The organism is Anaerosoma tenue (genome assembly GCF_023161965.1).
In the GTDB taxonomy this organism is placed as follows: domain Bacteria; phylum Actinomycetota; class Coriobacteriia; order Anaerosomatales; family Anaerosomataceae; genus Anaerosoma; species Anaerosoma tenue.
This window is the reverse complement of sequence record NZ_JALNTY010000002.1, coordinates 121881-139005: the sequence shown is the minus strand read 5'-3', so window position 1 is coordinate 139005 and position 17125 is coordinate 121881. Positions and strand designations below refer to the sequence as shown.

Genomic DNA, 17125 nt, shown 5'->3' with positions numbered 1-17125 from the left:
GCCCTCAGGCTCGCCAGGCGGCCTCCCAGCTGTCAGCGAGCGCATCGGCAAGCTGATGGGTCCGCCTGGCAACCACCACGGGATCGGCTACCCCCGGGTTGCCGAACATGCGTCCAGAGATGGCGAGCGAGGTCAGGCCGTGCACGCCCACCCAGATGGTGTCGGCCGCAAGCGCGCTGTCCAGATCGGATCGGTAGCAGCCGTCCTCCACGCCGCGTTCCACCACGTTGCGTGTACGCCGCCAGCTGGCCCGGCGCGCGAAGATCGCTTCGTCGGAGATGTCGCCCAGATAGCCCCACTCGAACATCAGGCGATACATCCCCGGATTGGTGAGGCCCCACTCCACGTATGCGTGAGCGCCCTGTCGTATGCGCTCGGGAGCGGTATCCGCTGTCTGCGCCCGCTCGAGCGCGTCCGCGAACCAGTCGTACGCCCTGTTGACGGTCTCGTCGAGCAACTGCTCCTTGTTCTTGAAGTACAGGTAGATCGTCGTCGCGCTGTATCCGATGCGCTCGGCCACGAGGCGCATCGTGACCCCCTCGGGCCCGTTCTCTTCCACGAGGGAGGCTGCAGCCTCGATGATGTCCGCCGCCATGCGGGGATTCGATGGGCGTGCGGCCATAGTGACTCCTCTCGTTCCTGGTGCCATAAGGTTAACGATGTTCTTCAAAATGGTCAAGAATCGCTGCACTCTGTGCTTGACACAGGCTGTCGCAGGCGATAACTTAACAGCGGTCAGTAAACGACGTTAAGTTAAACGTCCGTCACGAGGAGCAACGATGAGGGTCCTACGGTCGGTGTTCAGGCGCAAGACGCGTGCGCTGCTCACCATATTCGGCATCACGATCGGGGTGCTCGCCCTTGTCGTGATGGGGTCGATAGCCGAGAAGCTCAGCCTTCTCGTGGACGGCGGTGCTGACTACTACGCCGACAAGGTGATCGTGAGCGGCATGAGCGGCATGGCCGGCTTCTCCACTGAGCCGATCTCCACAGACCTCATCGGCGAGATCGAGCGGATCGACGGCGTGGCCCGCGCGGCAGGGTCCGTGATGATGCTCCTGGAAACGGAGCCGTCCGCTGTGAGCATCGGCGTGGCCGCCAACATCCAGGCGAGCGACTTCCGGGAGCACGGCTACGAGTCCTTCGAGTCGGAGGTAGTGCAGGGCCGCGAGCTCGAACGGGGCGACCGCGGCGTGGCGGTCGTCGGGGCCGACCTGGTATCCAATCTCGACGCCGAGGTGGGTGGCACGATCGACGTGCGCGGCACCGAGTTCGAGGTGGTGGGCATTCTCGGCAAGACCCTCACGGCGCCGGACATGGCCGTGCAGATCCCGCTTGCCGACGCGCAGGAGCTCCTGGTCGCCGACCTTCCGGCCGCTATACGGGACACGGTCGATCGTGACACGCTCATCACGTCGATCGCCGTCTACCTTGAGGACGGTCAGGATCCCGACGAGATGGCCACGGTCATCTCGCAGAAGGTCGATGATGTCTCGGCCATGGGTCCCGCCGGCTTCGAGACCTCGGTGAAGGAGCCGCTGAAGATTTTCAACCAGATCATCTACGCCATCGCCGTCGTGTCGCTTCTGGTGGGAGGTCTGTCCGTGATCAACACCATGACCATGTCGGTGGCCGAGCGTACACGTGAGATAGGTGTCCGCAAGGCGATCGGCGCCACCGACGGCGCGATCATGCGCCAGTTCATCGCCGAGTCGGCCGTGATGGGCGTGATCGGAGGTCTTCTCGGTCTCGGCCTCGGGGCGCTCGTGGGGGCGGCGGGCAATCAGGCGGGGGCGCAGAGCGCAACCGAGCTGTTCCTCCTGACACCCCGGCTCGCCGCAGGGTCTGTCGCATTCGCGCTGGTGCTCGGCATCGTCTCGGGGCTGTACCCGGCGTGGTACGCGGCCCGGCTGAACCCGGTGCGCGCCCTGCGCTACGAATGAGGGTCCCTACGGGCCGCAGGTGACAGGAAACGACGCGCGGCGCCGCGGGGGTGCCGCTGAGGAGGGAGTACGCACATGGAACCGATCGTACGCATCGACGGTGTGACGAAGCGCTACCGTCTGGGCAAGCAGAACTACGTGGACGCCCTGCGCGGGGCCTCGCTCGAGGTAGCGCCCGGCGAGATGGTGGCCATCATGGGACCGTCGGGTTCGGGTAAGTCAACACTGATGCATATCGCGGGCTGTCTCGACACACCCGACGCGGGCGAGGTATGGCTCTCGGGCCGTCGGGTCGACGGGTTGAGGGGCCGCGAACTTGCACGGCTTCGCGGGCGGGAGGTGGGCTTCATCTTCCAGGGCTTCAACCTGGTTCCCACCATGTCCGCGCTTGAGAACGTCGCACTTGCCGCGGAGTACGCCGGCGCGTCGCGCAAAAGCGCATCGGTGGTCGCTCACGCGCTGCTCGAGGAGGTCGGTCTCGGCGATCGCGTGCGCCATCTGCCGAGTGAGCTCTCGGGCGGTCAGCAGCAGCGGGTGGCCATCGCCCGGGCGTTGGTGAACGGTCCGTCGATCGTGATGGGCGACGAACCGACAGGCGACCTCGACACCGCGACCTCGGACGACATCGTCGCGTTGATGCGCGACGTCAATCGCGACAAGGAGACGACATTCGTCATCGTCACGCACAACCCTGAGGTCGCCAGGGCGTGTGACAGGACGGTACGTATGCGCGACGGTGTCGTGGACGGACAGGTCACGGCTGCAGCTTAGGAAGGAGCGGGGGATGAACGACTACTTGGACATCGCAGGCAGCGCCGAGGACGGCCGCCCGCTCATCGAGCACGGCGTGGCTTCTCGCCAGGCGGCGCCCGGCATGGGCGCGCTCATCGGCATAGGCGCCGGGCTCGGCATGGGCCTCGGGATCCTCCTTGGGGACCTCGTGATGGGCATGATCGCCGGTGCGGCGGTCGGCACCGTGGCTGGAGCTGTCGTCGAGTCGGCAAGGAGGCGCTGAGGATGGCGCAGCGAACACCGGATGATCCCGGCAAGAACGGCAACCGCATCGATATCGGCACCGCGATCGTCGTCGGAGCGCTCGTGGGTCTGGCGATCGGCACAGCGCTCGGCGAGCTGGTGCTCGGAATGGGCGTCGGCATGTGTCTGGGTATCGCTGTGGCGGCACTCAGCAACTTGCGCAAGGACCGGTAGCAGACGGCTACACGTAGTCGTTCCGCACGTCCTGCACGAGTTCGCCGTCGCGCACTTCCAGGATACGGTCGGTCTGCTGTGCCACCGCGCGATCGTGGGTCACGATGAGGAACGTCGTGCCGACCTCGGCGTTGATCCTGCGGAACAGCTCGTACACCGCGGCCGCGTTCGCCGTGTCCAGGTTGCCCGTGGGCTCGTCCGCCAGTATCAGCCTGGGCCGGTTCATGAGCGCCCGTCCGATCGCCACGCGCTGCTTCTGTCCTCCGGAGAGCTGGTTGGCGTTCTTCTTCTCCAGCCCCTCGAGGCCGAGCAGCGCGAGCGTCTCAAGGGCGCGGTCGCGCTCCTCGGCGCTGAGGTTTCGGCCCGCGATCTGGGCGGGCATCGTGAGGTTCTCCCACACGCTGAATTCGGGCAGCAGATAGTGGAACTGGAAGACGAAGCCGAGCCCCTCATTGCGAACGCGGGACCTGCCCTTCCGTCCGAGGGCGGTGGTGTTCTCGCCCGCGAAGAGCACCTGTCCCGAGGTGGGCGTGTCGAGCAGGCCGATGAGGTTGAGCAGCGTGGACTTGCCCGAGCCCGACTGCCCCACGATCGAGGCGAACTCGCCCTCCTCCACCGTGAAGCTCACGCCTTTGAGCGCGCGCGTGGCGGCAGTGCCTTCGCCGTAGACCTTCTCGAGTGAATCGGCCACCAGGAGATCAGCCATTCTGTATCACCTCGATCGGGTCGAGTCGCGACGTGGATCGTGCGGGGATCACGGATGAGAGCAGCGCGACGGTGATGCCGATGGCCGCGGAAAGCGCGATGAACGTGGGCTCGGGGCTGATCGAGAACGGCACGGGCACCACGCCGAAGAGCGCGATGAGGCCGAAGCCGAGCGCGATACCGCCCAGCGTGCCGCCAACGCCCAGGAGCGCCGCCTGCCACAGGAAGATGCGACCCGCGGCGCCGTCGCCCATGCCGATGGCCTTCAGGATGCCGATCTGGCGCGTCTTCTGGACGGCGCTGATGGCGAGCGTCGAGGCGATACCCAGCGCCACCGCGATGAGCACGAACGCCTGGATCATCGCCGAGGAGCCCGACTGCGCGGCGAGACCGGAGAGCAGCTGCTCATTCTCGGCCTGCCAATCCACCGCCTCGACGTCGTACTTCTCCGAGAGGCGGGCGGCAACGTCCGTCGAAGCGAAGACGTCGTCCAGCTGGATCTGGACCGCCGAGTACTCGTCGTCAGCCAGTCCCAGCGCGTCAGCCGCGGATGCGGCGTCCACGAACGCCACGCGTTCGTTCGCCGTAGCCTGGCCGAGGTCGAAGACGCCGCTCACCTCGAAGGTCGCGGGCGAGCCGCTCGGCAAGAGGACGTCAAGCCCATCTCCCGTCCCGACGCCGTACTTCTCGGCGAACACCGTGCCCACGACCGCCTCGCCTTCACCGAGGCGGAACGAGCCCGCCGCCATCCGGTCCGACAGTCCGTAGATGGTGTCGAGCCGGGCGGCGTCGCCGCCGGTGATGGATAGCGGAACGCTGTCCTCGCCGTCCACGAAGATGCCCGAGAGCGTGCGTACGGGAACGGCCGTGCTGATGAGGTCCTCGGAGGCGGAGGCGTCGGCCGCGAGTGCGCGATCCACCGTCTCGCCCTCTCCGGGCAGCAGCGTGATGTGCGCGCTCGAGCCCACTGCGGAATCGATGAGATCGGCCTGGAGGCTCGTGATGAGCGAGCCCACGAATATCTGCGTGGCGATGCCCACGGCGATCCCGGCCATGATGAGCAGGCTTTGCCCGGGTGAGCTCTTGAGGAAGCGCGCTGCGATCCTGAGGCTCAGCACGTCAGACCACCCGGCCAGCGAGCTCGGGCACTTCGTGAGGCTCGAGCATCATCTCGTCGGGCCAGTCATCGTGCTCGAACGCGAAGGCTGCACCACCCACCCAGACGTCCATGTCGGGGAACGCGGCACGCACGGCGTCCACGTACGCCTTCAGCGCGACGCGATGGTAGTGCGTGTATGCCGAGAGCACCACCGCGTCGGCAGCCAGTTCGCGGACGGCGGAGAGCAGTTCGTGAGCCGGCACGTTCGCGCCGAGGAGGTGCGCCGACCACCCGGCGAGAGTGAAGCGGTCCGCAAGCATCCGGAGCCCGAGGTCGTGGTATTCCTCCGACGGAGTGGCGAACACGGCGGTCCGCCCTATGGGCGGCGCAGCATGCTCGATCACGTAAGGCTGGCACGCCTCGACTATGGTCCGCGCCACCGCGGTGGCGTAGTGTTCTTCCCACACCCTCGTCTCACCGGCCTGCCAGGAATCGCCGATCTCGGTGAGGAGGTCTGCGAGCGTGTCGTACAGGGCGGGGATGGTCAACTCGCCCGATGCGATCGCGGAGATAGCGGCGGTGACGGCTCCGGCGCGGTCACGTGCCCCGATCGACTCGGCGAGCCCGGCTTTCAGTGCGGATGCTGCCTCGGACATGGTCGTCTCCTTCCCACGCTCCCCAGGATATCGGTTTCCGCCCCGTCCGTGCCTTCCCAATTCGTGCGACGTATGGACAACGGGGTTCTCGGCAGATAGAATCCGTATGCTGTCCGCCCAGGGCGGACGCCCCATGCGGGGGTGTAGCTCAGTCTGGTTAGAGCGCCGGCCTGTCAAGCCGGAGGTCGCGGGTTCGAGCCCCGTCACTCCCGCCACATGATCTCCCGAGCCGTCCTTGAGGGCGGCTTTCGCGTAGGTGGCCCATCCGGCTTCGGCTTCCGCCGCTCCTCCAGGCGGAGTGCACCGGAAGGTCGTATCCATCGGGTACAATGTCTGCGAGACGAGCAACGCGACCGCTGTCGTCCACGGATTTCACGCGTCGCGATCCCTGCTCCGGCCGGTGGGAACACCCGGCGCGGACATCTGATGACCAAACCGCCGTCCGATGCAGGACGGATGAAGAGGAGATACCATGGCCGAGCCCGCTCCGGAGACGACCCGCCCCACCAGTCGAGAGACCACCGAAGACATGCTGCAGCGATGGAGCCGCATGGCCCACGACAGCAGCATCGTGGAGGCGGACCAGTACTCGCAGTACGACGTGAAGCGGGGTCTCCGGCACGTCTCGGGCAAGGGTGTCATCGCAGGCCTCACGCAGATCGGCGACGTTGTGGGCTCATCTGCGGAAGGCGACACATACGTCCCGATTCCCGGCGAACTCATCTACCGCGGCATTAGCATCGATGACCTCGTGCACGGCTTCCTCGATGAGGGGCGGCTCGGATTCGAGGAGACGGCCTATCTCGTCCTCTTCGGGGAGCTGCCGAACGCCGAGGAGCTGCGGCGCTTCGAGAGCCAGCTCGCCGAGCGGAGGAACCTGCCGCGGCACTTCATCCACGACGCGGTGCTCCGGATGCCGAGCCGCGACATCATGAACGCCATGTCGCGCGGCATCCTCGCGCTGTACACGCGTGACATCGACCCCGATGACATCTCGATGCCGGCGCTGCTCCGCCAGAGCCTGGACGTGATCGCCGCCACGCCCTTGATGGCGGTCTACGCGTTCCAGGCGTACGTCGACCAGTACCTCAACGACAGCCTGGTGATCCACCGGCCGAACCCAGAGCTCGGTACGGCGGAGAACATCCTGCACATGCTGCGACGGAACACCCGGTACACCGCCCTCGAGGCGCGGGTGCTCGATCTGGCGCTCGTGCTGCATGCCGAGCACGGCGGAGGGAACAACTCGTCGTTCACCGCGCACGTGGTCTCATCCACAGGCACCGACACCTACGCGACGATAGCGGCGTCCCTCGGCTCCCTGAAAGGTCCCCGGCACGGTGGCGCCAACATCAAGATGGTCCGCATGTTCGACGACCTTCGCACCACCGTTGACGACTGGGACGATGACGAGGAGATCGAGGAGTACCTGCTCCGGATCCTCGACAGGAAGGCGTTCGATCGGTCGGGTCTCATTTACGGCATGGGCCACCCGGTCTACTCGGTGTCGGACCCCCGAACGATCATCCTGCGCGACTACGCGCGTCAGCTTGCCGAGGCCAAGGGCCTTGCCGAGGAGTACGACCTGCTCACGAAGGTCGAGCAGATCGCGCCGCGCGCTATCGAGAAGCGGCGCACCGTCTACAAGGGCGTGAGCGCCAACGTGGACTTCTACTCAGGCTACGTGTACCGGATGCTCGACATCCCGGAGGAGCTGTACACGCCGCTCTTCGCCTGCGCCCGTACCGTGGGGTGGTGCGCGCACCGGATCGAGGAGATCGCCAACCGGGGCAAGATCATCCGCCCCGCGTACAAGAGCGTGGCGGGTCGCCGGGAGTACCGGTCGCTCGAAGAACGATAGGCCAGCGGATCGGAGACTCGTAGGGTGCCCACCCTCTTCATAGACGCCGACGCCTGCCCGGTCACCCGTGAAGCGATCCAGGTGGCGCGCGAGCATGGCTGGAGCGCGGTCGTGGTGGCCAACTCGACTCAGAACCTCGACCGGTACGCCTCGCGCCGCGGAGTCGAGGCGGTGCAGGTGAGCGGCGGTCGCGACGCCGCCGACTTCGCGGTGGTGGAGCGTCTGGCCGCGGGGGATGCCGTCGTGACGCAGGACATCGGCCTGGCGGCCATGGCGCTCGGCAAGGGTGCGGGGGCCCTGAGCCCACGCGGGCGCATCTTCCACCTCGCGACCATCGATGCCGAGCTTGCCGTACGGCACGCCCAGGCCAAGCTCCGTAGGCAGGGCGGCCGCCATGGAGGCCCCTCCAAGTTCACCGACGAGGACCGGGAGCACTTCATCGAACAGCTCGAGCGGCTCTTGCGCAGTCCTCAGGCGGCCCAGTAGCCGCTGAGGATAGCGGCGCCCAGCAAGGACCCGATCGCCAGGACGGTTATGGCCTCCCGGATGGGCACCCCGTCGAGGAACACCGAGACGGCCCGTACCACCACATCGGCCAACCACGCGGCTCCCACCACGGCGAACACGATCGGCTCTCGTGTGACCAGGCAGCCGACGCCCAGGGCGATGAACATGCCGCCGAACACAGCGCGGATCTCCGACGTGCCCAGCGGGGAGGACGCGGAGACGCCCACCCGCGCCAGGGCCCCCGGTCGCACCGCGGCGGCTAAGCCGAACAGCATCATGATGGCCGCCCCTCCGATCGCCGGGGCGAGCGCCCAATCCATGGCCCCTCCTATCCGTCATCTGCGGTTTCGGGGTACATACCCGCTGTCCGGAGGGGGTGGTGCGTTGACATACGCGGTGACTCTTGTATTGTAACGTTTGTTACTAATCTGAGGGGCTGGGAGGACGTCATCGTGCTTCCGGCCGGGGAAGGGGCATGGTATGAGACTCGAAGGAAAAGTGGCTGTGATCACCGGCGCGGGTTCCGGTATGGGCCGCGCCATGGCGAACCTGTTCGCCGGCGAGGGCGCCAAGGTCGTCGCCGCCGAGTGGAACCAGACGACGCTTGATGAGGTCGTGGCCGAGGTCAAGGACGCGGGCGGCGAGATCGTCGGCGTACAGGGTGACGTGTCCAAGCCCGAGGACTGCGCCAAGATCGTGCAGACGGCCGTGGACTCGTTCGGGACGCTTGACGTCCTGTGCAACAACGCGGGCGTGATGGACAACTTCGCGGGAGCCGAGGATTTCAGTGATGAGTTCCTCCCCCGCGTCATGAGCATCAACGCGTACGGCCCGCTCTATCTCACCCGTGAGGCGCTCAAGGTCATGCTGCCCAAGGGCGGCGGGTCGATCGTGAACACCGCGTCGGCTGCCGGCGAGCACGGCGGCGCGGCGGGTGTCGTGTATACGATGTCCAAGCACGCGTGCGTGGGCCTCACCAAGAATACCGCCTGGTACTACGCCAAGCAGGGGATCCGCTGCAACGCAATGATCGTGGGTGGCGTGGCCACCAACATCATGGCCAGCGTCGATCAGTCGAAGATCAACGCGGTAGGCGCGGAGAAGGCCGGTGTCTATGGCGGCATCATCCCGGCGTTCCTGCAGCCGATGGACGTTGCCAACCTGGCGCTCTTCCTTGCCTCGGATGAGTCCAAGATGGTCAACGGCGCGTTGGTCGCGGTCGACGGCGGCTGGGGTGCTGCCTGATAGCCTCGCAGCCACAGGCGATGTAAGCGAACGGGCCGCCGATGGCGGCCCGTTCGCATGCACGGATGGACGGATACCCTACGGGTCATGCGGAGAGCGCACGCTCCAGGGTGTCGATCATGTCGAACCGCTCCTCGCCAGAGAGCGCGTCTAGGTACGCCTCCACATCCTCGCACGGTGCGTCGGGCGGCAGGCCGAGGAGGTCCTTGATAGCGCGGTCGAGCCGGTGCTGGTTGCCCGCATCGTTATCCAGATCGAGCACCCGGAAGAGCCAACCGAGGCGCTTCATGTAGCAGGTCATCACGTACCCCCGGGCCATGTCGGAGCGGTCCACGTAGAGTTCGTACCCCTCTCGCGCGTGTCCATCCTCCCTTGCCCGGTGCGTATGCGGGGTCTAGGCTCGGTGATGGATGGACGGCGCCGTGAAAGGGCGGACCATGAGCGGGCGTTTCTGCGTTCCCGGCGTCGAGGCGCACACCCCCCTGCGCGATGCCGCTCCACTGCTGCTGCGCGCCAAAGCGGACCGTCTGTTCGCTCTCGAGGAGGCTGTCCGTTCGGATGCCAACGAGGAGGCGGTGCACGATGCCCGCGTGGCCTCGCGCCGCTTCCGGGAGGCGTTACGGTTGTTGTCGCCCGCCTACGAGCGCGGGGCGCTCGCCACGTGGCGTAAACGTGGCCGTTCTGTCACGCGCGTGCTCGGCCCTGTGCGGGATGCCGATGTGTTCATCCGCGCCGTCAGCTCCGCAGGCGAGGGTCTCGATGAACGGGGCCGCAGGGCGGTGGCCTTCGTCATCGGCTACAGCCTGGGGCAGCGGGAGCGTGACGTCGTACCGCTGCAGGAATGGCTGCGCACGCGGGGCATGGCGTCGGACCGGCGAGCGTTCGATCGCGCGGTGCGGCGTGTCTCGGCGGGCAAGGAGGCGAGCCGTCCGCTCGTATGGTTCGCGCGCAGGGCGGTCGCCGTCCGGCTTGAAGCGGTGAGTGCGGCGCAGCAGCTCGCCAGGGAGAGCGACGACGCATCCCAGTATCACGCGCTGAGGATCGCGTACAAGCGGCTCAGGTACGCCGTGGAGGTCTTCGCACCGTGCTACGGCGGTTCGTTCGACGATCCCCACGCCACCCTTCGCGATCTTCAGGATGCGCTCGGTGAGATGCATGATGCCGAGGTCTTCGTCGCGATGCTGACCGATCCGCGCCTTGTAGGCGCATCGGCACGCGCAGGCATCGGGCCGGACGACCTCGACGGGATCCGGAGGGCCCTCGCTTCCCGGGGCGAGGCGGCCCGCGCACGGTTCGCGGACCTGTGTGCAGCACATCCCCTGAGCGACCTCGGCACGGCACTGCTCGCTCCGCTCGACGGGGGAGGCGAGTAGTCATGCGCGTGGCGGCGATCGACATCGGGTCGAACTCCATCAGGCTCATGATCGTGGACGTGCCCGTGGGCGGGCGGCGTGTGACGCTCGATGAGGAGAAGGCATACGCCCGACTTGGACGCGGCGTACATGAGACGGGCCTGCTCTCCGACGAAGCGATGGACGCAGCGGTGGCGGCGCTCGACCGGATGGTCCGGCTCGCCCGCGAACGTTCTGCGACCCACATACGCGCGGTAGCCACCGCCGCCGTTCGGGAGGCCGCGAACGGCGCCGCCTTCGCAGATCGCGTCCGGCGGGAAACGGGGCTGGAGATCGACGTCATCACCGGTGAGCACGAAGGCAGGCTCGCTCTGCTGTCGGCCGTCGACGGTCTGGCGCTCAGCGGCGAGGTTTCGGTCGTCGATATCGGGGGCGGGTCGGTGGAGGTGGTCCACGCCACCGGGACGCAGGTGGAGAGAGCCGTGTCCATGCCGCTCGGAGCGGTGGTCTTGTCCGGCCGCTTCGGTGGCGACCCGATGTCCGCGGATACGCATGAGCGCCTCACGCAGCACGTGCGTGATGCGCTCGACACGCAGCTCTCGCCAGCCGAGCACACAGGTGCTCTCGCCGGATCGGGCGGTACCATCACCACGCTGGCCGCGATGATCGCCGCCGGACGTGACCTTGAGCTGCCGGGCGTCCACGGCTTCGAGATCGTCTCGGCGGATCTTCATGAGCTTCGCTCGGTGCTCGCGCGTAGCACAGCGCGGGAGCGCACCCGCATGAGCGGGCTCTCACAGAGCCGCGTGGACCTCATCGTCTGCGGGGCGGTGGTCCTCGACGAGGTCGTCCGCATGCTCGGCGCTCGCGGGGTCGTGGTGAACGCACGTGGGATGCGTGAGGGGATCGTGCTCGAGGTGGTCGAGCGGGAGCGCGGCGTCCTGCCGGTGGCTGATAGGATGCGCTCCGTTCGGGAACTCGGCCGTAGATACGGTTACGATGCCGCGCATGCCGAGCACGTGCGGTACCTGGCGCTGCGCCTCTTCGATGACCTCGCCTCTGATCTCGACCTCGATGCCGAGGGGCGGCCGCTGCTTGAGGCTGCGGCGCTTCTTCACGATGTGGGCTATCACGTGGCGCATGCGGACCACCACAAACACAGCCACCACCTGATCGCGCACGCCGACATCCCCGGCTTCAGCGCTCTGGAGGTGCTGGTCGTGGCGGCGGTGGCGCGCTACCACAAGGGCGCGCTGCCCAAGCCCGGGCACGAGGCGCTCGAGCCGCTCGACCCGGGAGAGGTCGCGCTCGTCTCACGATTGGCTGCCATCCTCCGCCTGGCCGACGGGCTCGACAGGTCGCGGGGCCAGCGCGTACACGCGGTGACGGCCTGTATCGCCGGCGACCGGCTGGTCGTGCGGATCGAAGGACGTCATCCGCTCGACATCGAGGTACACGGCGCGGCGCGCAAGGCCGATCTCGCGGAACGGGTCTGGGACGTGAAGGTGGACGTGCTCGGCGACGAGGCGTCGCGCTAGGCGTGTCCTGTCACCTCGAAGCGGCGCATCGCGACCCGTCGAAGAGGAATACACTGGAAAGAGGGCTCACGCGGAGGAAAGGGGGAGCGCATGGCAGAGGACACGACACCCCGGCTCGACGACCCGGTGTTGTACATCAATCGTGAACTGGCGCTGCTCCGCTTCCAGGAGCGCGTCCTGGAGGAGGCCCTGGACACCGCCAACCCTCTGCTCGAGCGCGCCAAGTACCTCGCGATCTTCAGCTCCAACATGTCCGAGTTCTACATGGTCCGGGTCGCCGGACTCAAGCAGCAGGTGGCGGCCGGTGTGGGCGGACTCTCCGACGACGGCCTCACCGCGGCCGAGCAGCTTGCCGCCGTACGGGACCGCGTCCCGGGCATGTTGGCCCGGGCGAGGGGGTGCTTCAGGGGTCTTGCTTCCGAGCTCGCCGACGCCGGGATACGCATGCTCGGCTATGACGAGCTCGATGAACAGGAACGCGCCGTCGCCGACGAGTACTTCGCCACCGACGTGTTCCCCGTGCTCACGCCGCTGGCGTTCGATCCGGGAAGGCCCTTCCCGCATATCTCCAACCTAAGCATGAACATCGCCATCGTGGTGAAGGGGCCGGATGGCGAGGAGCGGTTCGCCCGCGTGAAGGTGCCGAAGGCCCTGCCCCGGTTCGTTCGTGTCTCGGACGGCGGCGGAGACAGCCGGCAGCACGCGTTCGTGTGGCTGGAGCAACTCGTCATCGCGCACGCGGGGACGCTGTTCCCCGGCTACGAAGTGGTTGAGGCGCACCCCTTCCGCATCACGCGCGACGCCGAGATGGTGATCCAGGAACTCGAAGCCGACGATCTGCTCGAGACGATCGAGCAGGGCATCCGGCAGCGACGCTTCGGCTCCGTGGTGCGGATGACCGTGGAGCCCACGATGCCCGACCACATCAGGGACATCCTGGTGGAGAACCTCGACATGGACCCTGCGGACGTGCTCACGATCGAGCCGCCGCTGGGCATGAGCGACCTCTTCGCCCTCGCCGAGATAGACCGTCCCGACCTCAAGTACGCTCCGTTCGTTCCGGCGGTGACCGTGCCGGTGGAGCCCGGATCCGAGACCGACATCTTCACCATGATCCGGGAGCACGACATCCTGTTGCACCACCCCTTCGAGTCGTTCGAGCCGGTTGTGGCGCTGATCCGGCAGGCTGCGCATGATCCCGACGTGCTCGCGATCAAGACGACCCTCTACCGGGTGGGAAGGAACTCACCGATCGTCGAGGCGCTCATGGAGGCCGCGATCGAGGGCAAAGAGGTCGCCTGCCTGGTGGAGCTCAAGGCGCGGTTCGACGAGGAAAGCAACATCGAGTGGGCCAGAGCGCTCGAGGCGGCGGGCGTGCACGTGGTGTACGGACTCGTGGGCCTCAAGACGCACAGCAAGGTGGCGCTCGTGGTGCGGCGGGAGAGCGGCCGCATCCGCCGGTACGTGCACATCGGCACCGGCAACTACAACCCGGTCACGGCCACGCTCTACACAGACCTCGGCCTGCTCACCTGCGACGACAAGATGGGCGAAGACGCCTCCGCCCTGTTCAACCTCGTCACCGGCTACGTGCGGACCAGCCACTACCGGCGATTCCTCGTGGCTCCGGTCGATCTGCGTGAGGGCGTCGCGACGCTCATCCGTCGCGAGATGGACCACGCGCGGGCGGGCCGCCGCGGCGAGCTCGTGTTCAAGATGAACTCGCTGGTGGACCAGCGGATGATCGTGCTGCTCTACGAGGCGTCTCAGGCGGGGGTCAGCGTCGACCTCATGGTGCGCGGCGTGTGCTGTCTGCGTCCTGGCGTGCCCGGCGTGAGCGACAACATCCGGGTCACCAGCATCGTCGGCCGGTTCCTCGAGCACAGTCGGATCTACTGGTTCGGCAACGACGGCAAGCCCGACGTGTACATCGGCAGCGCCGACCTCATGCCGAGGAACCTCGACCGGAGGGTGGAGGTCCTGGCCCCGGTGCGCGACGCCCGGCTCGTCGCGCGCCTGCGCGATGAGATCCTGGGGGTGTACCTGGCCGACAACGTGAAGCGGCGGGTCATGATGCCCGACGGGACGTATGAGCGCGCATCTGCCGAGGGGAAGCCGGTGCACGCCCAGGAAGCCCTGCTCGGGATACGCAAGAGCGTATCGCCGAAACGGGGGAAGAAGGGCACGCCACAGAAGCGCAAGCGCGGCAAGGGCAAGGGGTAGCGATGAGCAAGAAGAAGACGTCGTCTCGTGCAGCGACCACCGACGGGAAGGGCACGGGCAAGCTCGACAAGAAGACCTACAACCGAGAACTCGAGAAGCTGCAGATCGAGCTGGTGAAGCTCCAGGAGTGGGTGAAGCGCGAGGGCCTGCGCGTGGTGGTGGTCTTCGAGGGACGTGACGCGGCCGGCAAGGGCGGCGCCATCAAGCGCATCACGCAGGTGCTGAACCCGCGCATCTGCCGGGTGGTCGCGCTGCCGGTGCCCACGGAGCGCGAGACCACCCAGTGGTACTTCCAGCGCTACACGCCGCACCTCCCCGCCGCGGGCGAGATCGTGCTGTTCGACCGGTCCTGGTACAACAGGCCGGGCGTGGAGCGCGTTATGGGCTGGTGCACCGAGGAACAGGTGCAGGAGTTCTTCCGGGACTGCCCGGAGTTCGAACGCATGCTGGTCCGCTCCGGCATCATCGTGATCAAGTACTGGTTCTCCATTTCCGATGAGGAGCAGGACCGTCGCTTCCAGGAACGCATCGACGATCCGCTCAAGCGGTGGAAGTTCTCGGACACCGACCTCAAGGGCCGCGACCGCTGGGAGGATTTCTCGCGCGCCAAGGACGAGATGTTCAAGTACACCGACATAAGAGAATGTCCCTGGTGGGTGGTGGAGGGCGACGTCAAGAAGCGCGCGCGGCTCAACTGCATCCACCATCTGCTCTCGCAGATCCCCTACAAAGACGTCCTTCCTGCGCCGTTCGAGCTGCCGCCTCGCAAGCAGTCCGAGGGAGGGTATATCCGTCCGCCGATCGATTCGCAGACCTACGTGCCCGAGGTGTACTGAGGCGGAGCCGGCAGGTCACGCGGCGATAGTGCTGAAGAGCGCGAGTCCTCCGGCCACGCCAAGGGCCGCTCCGGCCGCCTGCACCACGATGAAGATCGGCGAGGTGTCACGGACAGGCAGCCCGAACGGTCCGGTCCTCACGCCTGCCGTGAGTGCGTCGGGGCCGTAACGCGCCACCGCCATGCGCCGTCGGATCGGCCCGAGCGCCGGTACGAGCGCCATCACCCAGAACGCCACGCCTGAAGCGATCCAGCCCCACGCGGCGTTCTGTCCTTCAGGCGGGTCGATGAGCCCGAGGCGCAGGAAGTTCCAGCCGAGCGAGAGGAAGAGCGCGGACCAGGCATACGCGATGGGGTTAAGGCCCCATCCCCGCATCGACGCCCACAGGCTGAGTCCGCCGAACGCGAAGAGCGACAGGATCGCCACCGGCACGAGCCAGGCCCAGTCGGGCGCCGGGTGTGCGATCTCGTACGGCCCGCCCAGCGCCACGAAGCCGCCTTCGGTCTCCATGATCGCGGCCATCGTGCGATAGAGCACGGTCATGGCCGCCGCGAGGCCTGCGGCCCCCGCCACAGCGGCGAGGACTCCTTGAGCCGACACGCCGACGGCCGCGCTTCCCGGCCGGGCAGAGTAGGTGCTCATGATGCCTCCATCTCCGAAATGCCAGGACACGTATACCCGGGATGCGTGGACACATCTCGCGTAACCTCCGGCCCCGGTCGGGCGTTGTCCATCCGAGGCTCCGTCGTCTACTCTATGGCGGGGGCTCGACGGCTGCGAGGGGAGCGCTATGCCGACGATGTCACGATCCACTGTTGCCTCGACTCTCGAGTCGACGGTAGGCGGTGTGCTCGACGGTCTCATCGGTGCGGGGGTGGCACGCGCGGGCGACTGTCGCTCGTCTGCGGGTCAGTGCCTGCTCGCGTGCGTGGGTATGCGCGGTGGTGTCGCGGGGGTCATGTCGGTTGCGGCGCCGGTCGACCTATGCGCCGATATCGCGCGCGACCGCTTCGGCGTCACCGATGCGTCGGGCGCCGATCCGGGCGTGCTCGAGTCCATCCTTGGCGAGATCGCGAGCGTTGCCGCAGGCTGCGTGGCCACGTGCCTTGAGGCGGTGGAGAGCACATGGCTCACGCCTCCGGCGGTCACGAACACAACGCCCGAGGAGTGGAACGTCCTTGGTGGCGCCCGGAACACCTCGGTGTTCGACGTCAGTGGTCGCCAGGTGCTCGTCTCGGCCGACGTCACGACCTGAAGACCAGCGCCCTCGGCTTCCGTCCCCTGATGTGGCGGCCCTCGCACGGGCCTTCCGTTATCATGCACGTACCGCAGCTGGATCGCTGTGGATGCAACCGGGGAAGGGGACATGCCGATGGCTTCCGAGAACCGCATCGCCGGCAAGATCACCACGCTCCGCGAATCGCTCGGCCTTTCGGTCGAGGAGCTCGCCGAGCGCAGCAGTTGTGACGCAACGACGATCCTCGCGTTGGAAAGCGGCGAGGTCGCTCCGTCGCTCACGCCGCTCATCAAGCTGACGCGCGCGTTGGGTGTCCGTCTCGGCACGCTCCTGGACGACGAGACCGAGCTTGGTCCGATCGTCACGCGTCGCGACCAGGCCGAAGCGGTCACGCGGATCAAGAGCCTCGAGACGTCGAGCGACGCAGGCGTGCTCGACTTCTTCTCGCTGGCGAGCGGCAAGGCCTCCCGACACATGGAGCCGTTCCTGATCGATGTGCAGCCGGCGGCCGCAGGCGAGCACAAGCTCTCCAGTCATGAAGGCGAGGAGTTCCTCTACGTCATCGACGGAGCGCTTGAGGTGGAGTACGGCAAGTCCACCCACACGCTCGAGGCCGGTGACAGCATCTACTACGACTCGATCGTGCCGCACCAGGTGCGCTCGGCCGGCGAAGGTCCGGCGCGTATCCTCGCCGTCGTGTACGCACCGGCGTAG

The 17125-nt window shown here is 67.1% G+C and carries 20 protein-coding genes and 1 tRNA gene; 14 read left to right on the top strand and 7 right to left on the bottom strand.

Translation table 11 applies throughout. The annotated features are described in order from the left end of the window. Positions 1-4: 4 nt before the first annotated feature. Complete coding sequence (locus MSB02_RS05600; protein ID WP_267194250.1) at positions 5-622, bottom strand: TetR/AcrR family transcriptional regulator; 618 nt, start codon at positions 620-622, stop codon at positions 5-7. Positions 623-779: 157 nt separating this feature from the next. On the opposite strand from MSB02_RS05600, the gene MSB02_RS05595 reads away from it, so the two are divergent. From MSB02_RS05595 to MSB02_RS05580, 4 genes are all read left to right on the top strand, one after another. After that, positions 780-1943 (top strand): ABC transporter permease, encoded by a 1164-nt coding sequence (locus tag MSB02_RS05595; RefSeq protein ID WP_267194249.1) that lies wholly within the window; start codon positions 780-782, stop codon positions 1941-1943. 75 nt (positions 1944-2018) lie between these two features. Continuing rightward, the gene (locus MSB02_RS05590; protein ID WP_267194248.1) at positions 2019-2714 is read left to right on the top strand and encodes an ABC transporter ATP-binding protein; all 696 of its coding nucleotides are present in this window, start codon (positions 2019-2021) and stop codon (positions 2712-2714) included. A gap of 13 nt (positions 2715-2727) precedes the next feature. Beyond that, entirely contained in the window at positions 2728-2958 is a 231-nt protein-coding gene (locus tag MSB02_RS05585) for a hypothetical protein (protein ID WP_267194247.1), read from the top strand. 2 nt (positions 2959-2960) lie between these two features. Then, a complete protein-coding gene (locus tag MSB02_RS05580) occupies positions 2961-3152 on the top strand; it encodes a hypothetical protein (protein ID WP_267194246.1) in 192 nt (63 codons plus the stop codon). Between the two features lie 7 nt (positions 3153-3159). Here MSB02_RS05580 and MSB02_RS05575 read toward each other — a convergent pair whose 3' ends face one another. The 3 genes from MSB02_RS05575 to MSB02_RS05565 are packed head-to-tail and all read right to left on the bottom strand — an operon-like array spanning position 3160 to position 5612. Beyond that, on the bottom strand, positions 3160-3858 hold the full coding sequence (locus tag MSB02_RS05575) for an ABC transporter ATP-binding protein (RefSeq protein ID WP_267194245.1): 699 nt from the start codon (positions 3856-3858) through the stop codon (positions 3160-3162). Continuing rightward, complete coding sequence (locus MSB02_RS05570; protein ID WP_267194244.1) at positions 3851-4975, bottom strand: ABC transporter permease; 1125 nt, start codon at positions 4973-4975, stop codon at positions 3851-3853. Before MSB02_RS05570 ends, MSB02_RS05575 begins: the two co-directional genes overlap by 8 nt. Before the next feature lies 1 nt (position 4976). Further along, the gene (locus MSB02_RS05565) at positions 4977-5612 is read right to left on the bottom strand and encodes a cobalamin B12-binding domain-containing protein (protein ID WP_267194243.1); all 636 of its coding nucleotides are present in this window, start codon (positions 5610-5612) and stop codon (positions 4977-4979) included. Positions 5613-5749: 137 nt separating this feature from the next. On the opposite strand from MSB02_RS05565, the gene MSB02_RS05560 reads away from it, so the two are divergent. The 3 genes from MSB02_RS05560 to MSB02_RS05550 all read left to right on the top strand — a co-directional run bounded on the left by MSB02_RS05560 (position 5750) and on the right by MSB02_RS05550 (position 7959). Then, positions 5750-5827: transfer RNA gene (locus tag MSB02_RS05560), tRNA-Asp, on the top strand. Between the two features lie 257 nt (positions 5828-6084). After that, positions 6085-7473 carry a citrate synthase gene (locus tag MSB02_RS05555; RefSeq protein ID WP_267194242.1) on the top strand — a complete coding sequence of 463 codons (1389 nt, stop codon included), beginning with the start codon at positions 6085-6087 and terminating at the stop codon, positions 7471-7473. Positions 7474-7497: 24 nt separating this feature from the next. Beyond that, positions 7498-7959, top strand: a complete 462-nt coding sequence (locus tag MSB02_RS05550; RefSeq protein WP_267194241.1) for a YaiI/YqxD family protein — start codon at positions 7498-7500, stop codon at positions 7957-7959. Here MSB02_RS05550 and MSB02_RS05545 read toward each other — a convergent pair. Continuing rightward, a complete protein-coding gene (locus MSB02_RS05545; protein ID WP_267194240.1) occupies positions 7944-8300 on the bottom strand; it encodes a hypothetical protein in 357 nt (118 codons plus the stop codon). The genes MSB02_RS05550 and MSB02_RS05545 overlap by 16 nt on opposite strands. A 160-nt stretch (positions 8301-8460) precedes the next feature. Here MSB02_RS05545 and MSB02_RS05540 point away from each other — a divergent pair, with 160 nt between their 5' ends. Next, positions 8461-9225: an SDR family oxidoreductase gene (locus tag MSB02_RS05540; RefSeq protein WP_267194239.1), complete on the top strand. Its 765-nt coding sequence runs from the start codon at positions 8461-8463 to the stop codon at positions 9223-9225. Between the two features lie 85 nt (positions 9226-9310). On the opposite strand, the gene MSB02_RS05535 is transcribed toward MSB02_RS05540, so the two are convergent. After that, positions 9311-9559 (bottom strand): hypothetical protein, encoded by a 249-nt coding sequence (locus MSB02_RS05535; protein ID WP_267194238.1) that lies wholly within the window; start codon positions 9557-9559, stop codon positions 9311-9313. A 103-nt stretch (positions 9560-9662) separates the two neighbouring features. Between MSB02_RS05535 and MSB02_RS05530 the strand changes: the two genes are divergently transcribed. The 4 genes from MSB02_RS05530 (at position 9663) to ppk2 (ending at position 15174) form a co-directional block, all read left to right on the top strand. Continuing rightward, entirely contained in the window at positions 9663-10598 is a 936-nt protein-coding gene (locus tag MSB02_RS05530) for a CHAD domain-containing protein (protein WP_267194237.1), read from the top strand. 2 nt (positions 10599-10600) lie between these two features. Then, positions 10601-12115, top strand: coding sequence for a Ppx/GppA phosphatase family protein (locus MSB02_RS05525; RefSeq protein ID WP_267194236.1), 1515 nt, complete (start codon positions 10601-10603; stop codon positions 12113-12115). Positions 12116-12205: 90 nt separating this feature from the next. Further along, positions 12206-14338, top strand: coding sequence for a polyphosphate kinase 1 (gene ppk1, locus MSB02_RS05520; protein ID WP_267194235.1), 2133 nt, complete (start codon positions 12206-12208; stop codon positions 14336-14338). 2 nt (positions 14339-14340) lie between these two features. Then, positions 14341-15174 (top strand): polyphosphate kinase 2, encoded by an 834-nt coding sequence (ppk2, locus tag MSB02_RS05515; RefSeq protein WP_267194234.1) that lies wholly within the window; start codon positions 14341-14343, stop codon positions 15172-15174. A 15-nt stretch (positions 15175-15189) separates the two neighbouring features. On the opposite strand, the gene MSB02_RS05510 is transcribed toward ppk2, so the two are convergent. After that, positions 15190-15816 (bottom strand): hypothetical protein, encoded by a 627-nt coding sequence (locus tag MSB02_RS05510; RefSeq protein WP_267194233.1) that lies wholly within the window; start codon positions 15814-15816, stop codon positions 15190-15192. 148 nt (positions 15817-15964) lie between these two features. Here MSB02_RS05510 and MSB02_RS05505 point away from each other — a divergent pair, with 148 nt between their 5' ends. Next, on the top strand, positions 15965-16429 hold the full coding sequence (locus MSB02_RS05505; protein WP_267194232.1) for a hypothetical protein: 465 nt from the start codon (positions 15965-15967) through the stop codon (positions 16427-16429). A gap of 117 nt (positions 16430-16546) precedes the next feature. Next, complete coding sequence (locus MSB02_RS05500; RefSeq protein ID WP_267194231.1) at positions 16547-17125, top strand: helix-turn-helix domain-containing protein; 579 nt, start codon at positions 16547-16549, stop codon at positions 17123-17125.

Bases quoted from the DNA above. Each gene is read 5' to 3' on its own strand.
- MSB02_RS05565 (WP_267194243.1), bottom strand. From the start codon at position 5,612: ATGTCCGAGGCAGCATCCGCACTGAAAGCCGGGCTCGCCGAGTCGATC.
- MSB02_RS05510 (WP_267194233.1), bottom strand. From the start codon at position 15,816: ATGAGCACCTACTCTGCCCGGCCGGGAAGCGCGGCCGTCGGCGTGTCG.
- MSB02_RS05580 (WP_267194246.1), top strand. From the start codon at position 2,961: ATGGCGCAGCGAACACCGGATGATCCCGGCAAGAACGGCAACCGCATC.
- MSB02_RS05590 (WP_267194248.1), top strand. From the start codon at position 2,019: ATGGAACCGATCGTACGCATCGACGGTGTGACGAAGCGCTACCGTCTG.
- MSB02_RS05595 (WP_267194249.1), top strand. From the start codon at position 780: ATGAGGGTCCTACGGTCGGTGTTCAGGCGCAAGACGCGTGCGCTGCTC.
- ppk1 (WP_267194235.1), top strand. From the start codon at position 12,206: ATGGCAGAGGACACGACACCCCGGCTCGACGACCCGGTGTTGTACATC.
- MSB02_RS05540 (WP_267194239.1), top strand. From the start codon at position 8,461: ATGAGACTCGAAGGAAAAGTGGCTGTGATCACCGGCGCGGGTTCCGGT.
- MSB02_RS05505 (WP_267194232.1), top strand. From the start codon at position 15,965: ATGCCGACGATGTCACGATCCACTGTTGCCTCGACTCTCGAGTCGACG.
- MSB02_RS05545 (WP_267194240.1), bottom strand. From the start codon at position 8,300: ATGGATTGGGCGCTCGCCCCGGCGATCGGAGGGGCGGCCATCATGATG.
- MSB02_RS05500 (WP_267194231.1), top strand. From the start codon at position 16,547: ATGGCTTCCGAGAACCGCATCGCCGGCAAGATCACCACGCTCCGCGAA.
- MSB02_RS05530 (WP_267194237.1), top strand. From the start codon at position 9,663: ATGAGCGGGCGTTTCTGCGTTCCCGGCGTCGAGGCGCACACCCCCCTG.
- ppk2 (WP_267194234.1), top strand. From the start codon at position 14,341: ATGAGCAAGAAGAAGACGTCGTCTCGTGCAGCGACCACCGACGGGAAG.
- MSB02_RS05555 (WP_267194242.1), top strand. From the start codon at position 6,085: ATGGCCGAGCCCGCTCCGGAGACGACCCGCCCCACCAGTCGAGAGACC.
- MSB02_RS05525 (WP_267194236.1), top strand. From the start codon at position 10,601: ATGCGCGTGGCGGCGATCGACATCGGGTCGAACTCCATCAGGCTCATG.
- MSB02_RS05585 (WP_267194247.1), top strand. From the start codon at position 2,728: ATGAACGACTACTTGGACATCGCAGGCAGCGCCGAGGACGGCCGCCCG.
- MSB02_RS05600 (WP_267194250.1), bottom strand. From the start codon at position 622: ATGGCCGCACGCCCATCGAATCCCCGCATGGCGGCGGACATCATCGAG.
- MSB02_RS05575 (WP_267194245.1), bottom strand. From the start codon at position 3,858: ATGGCTGATCTCCTGGTGGCCGATTCACTCGAGAAGGTCTACGGCGAA.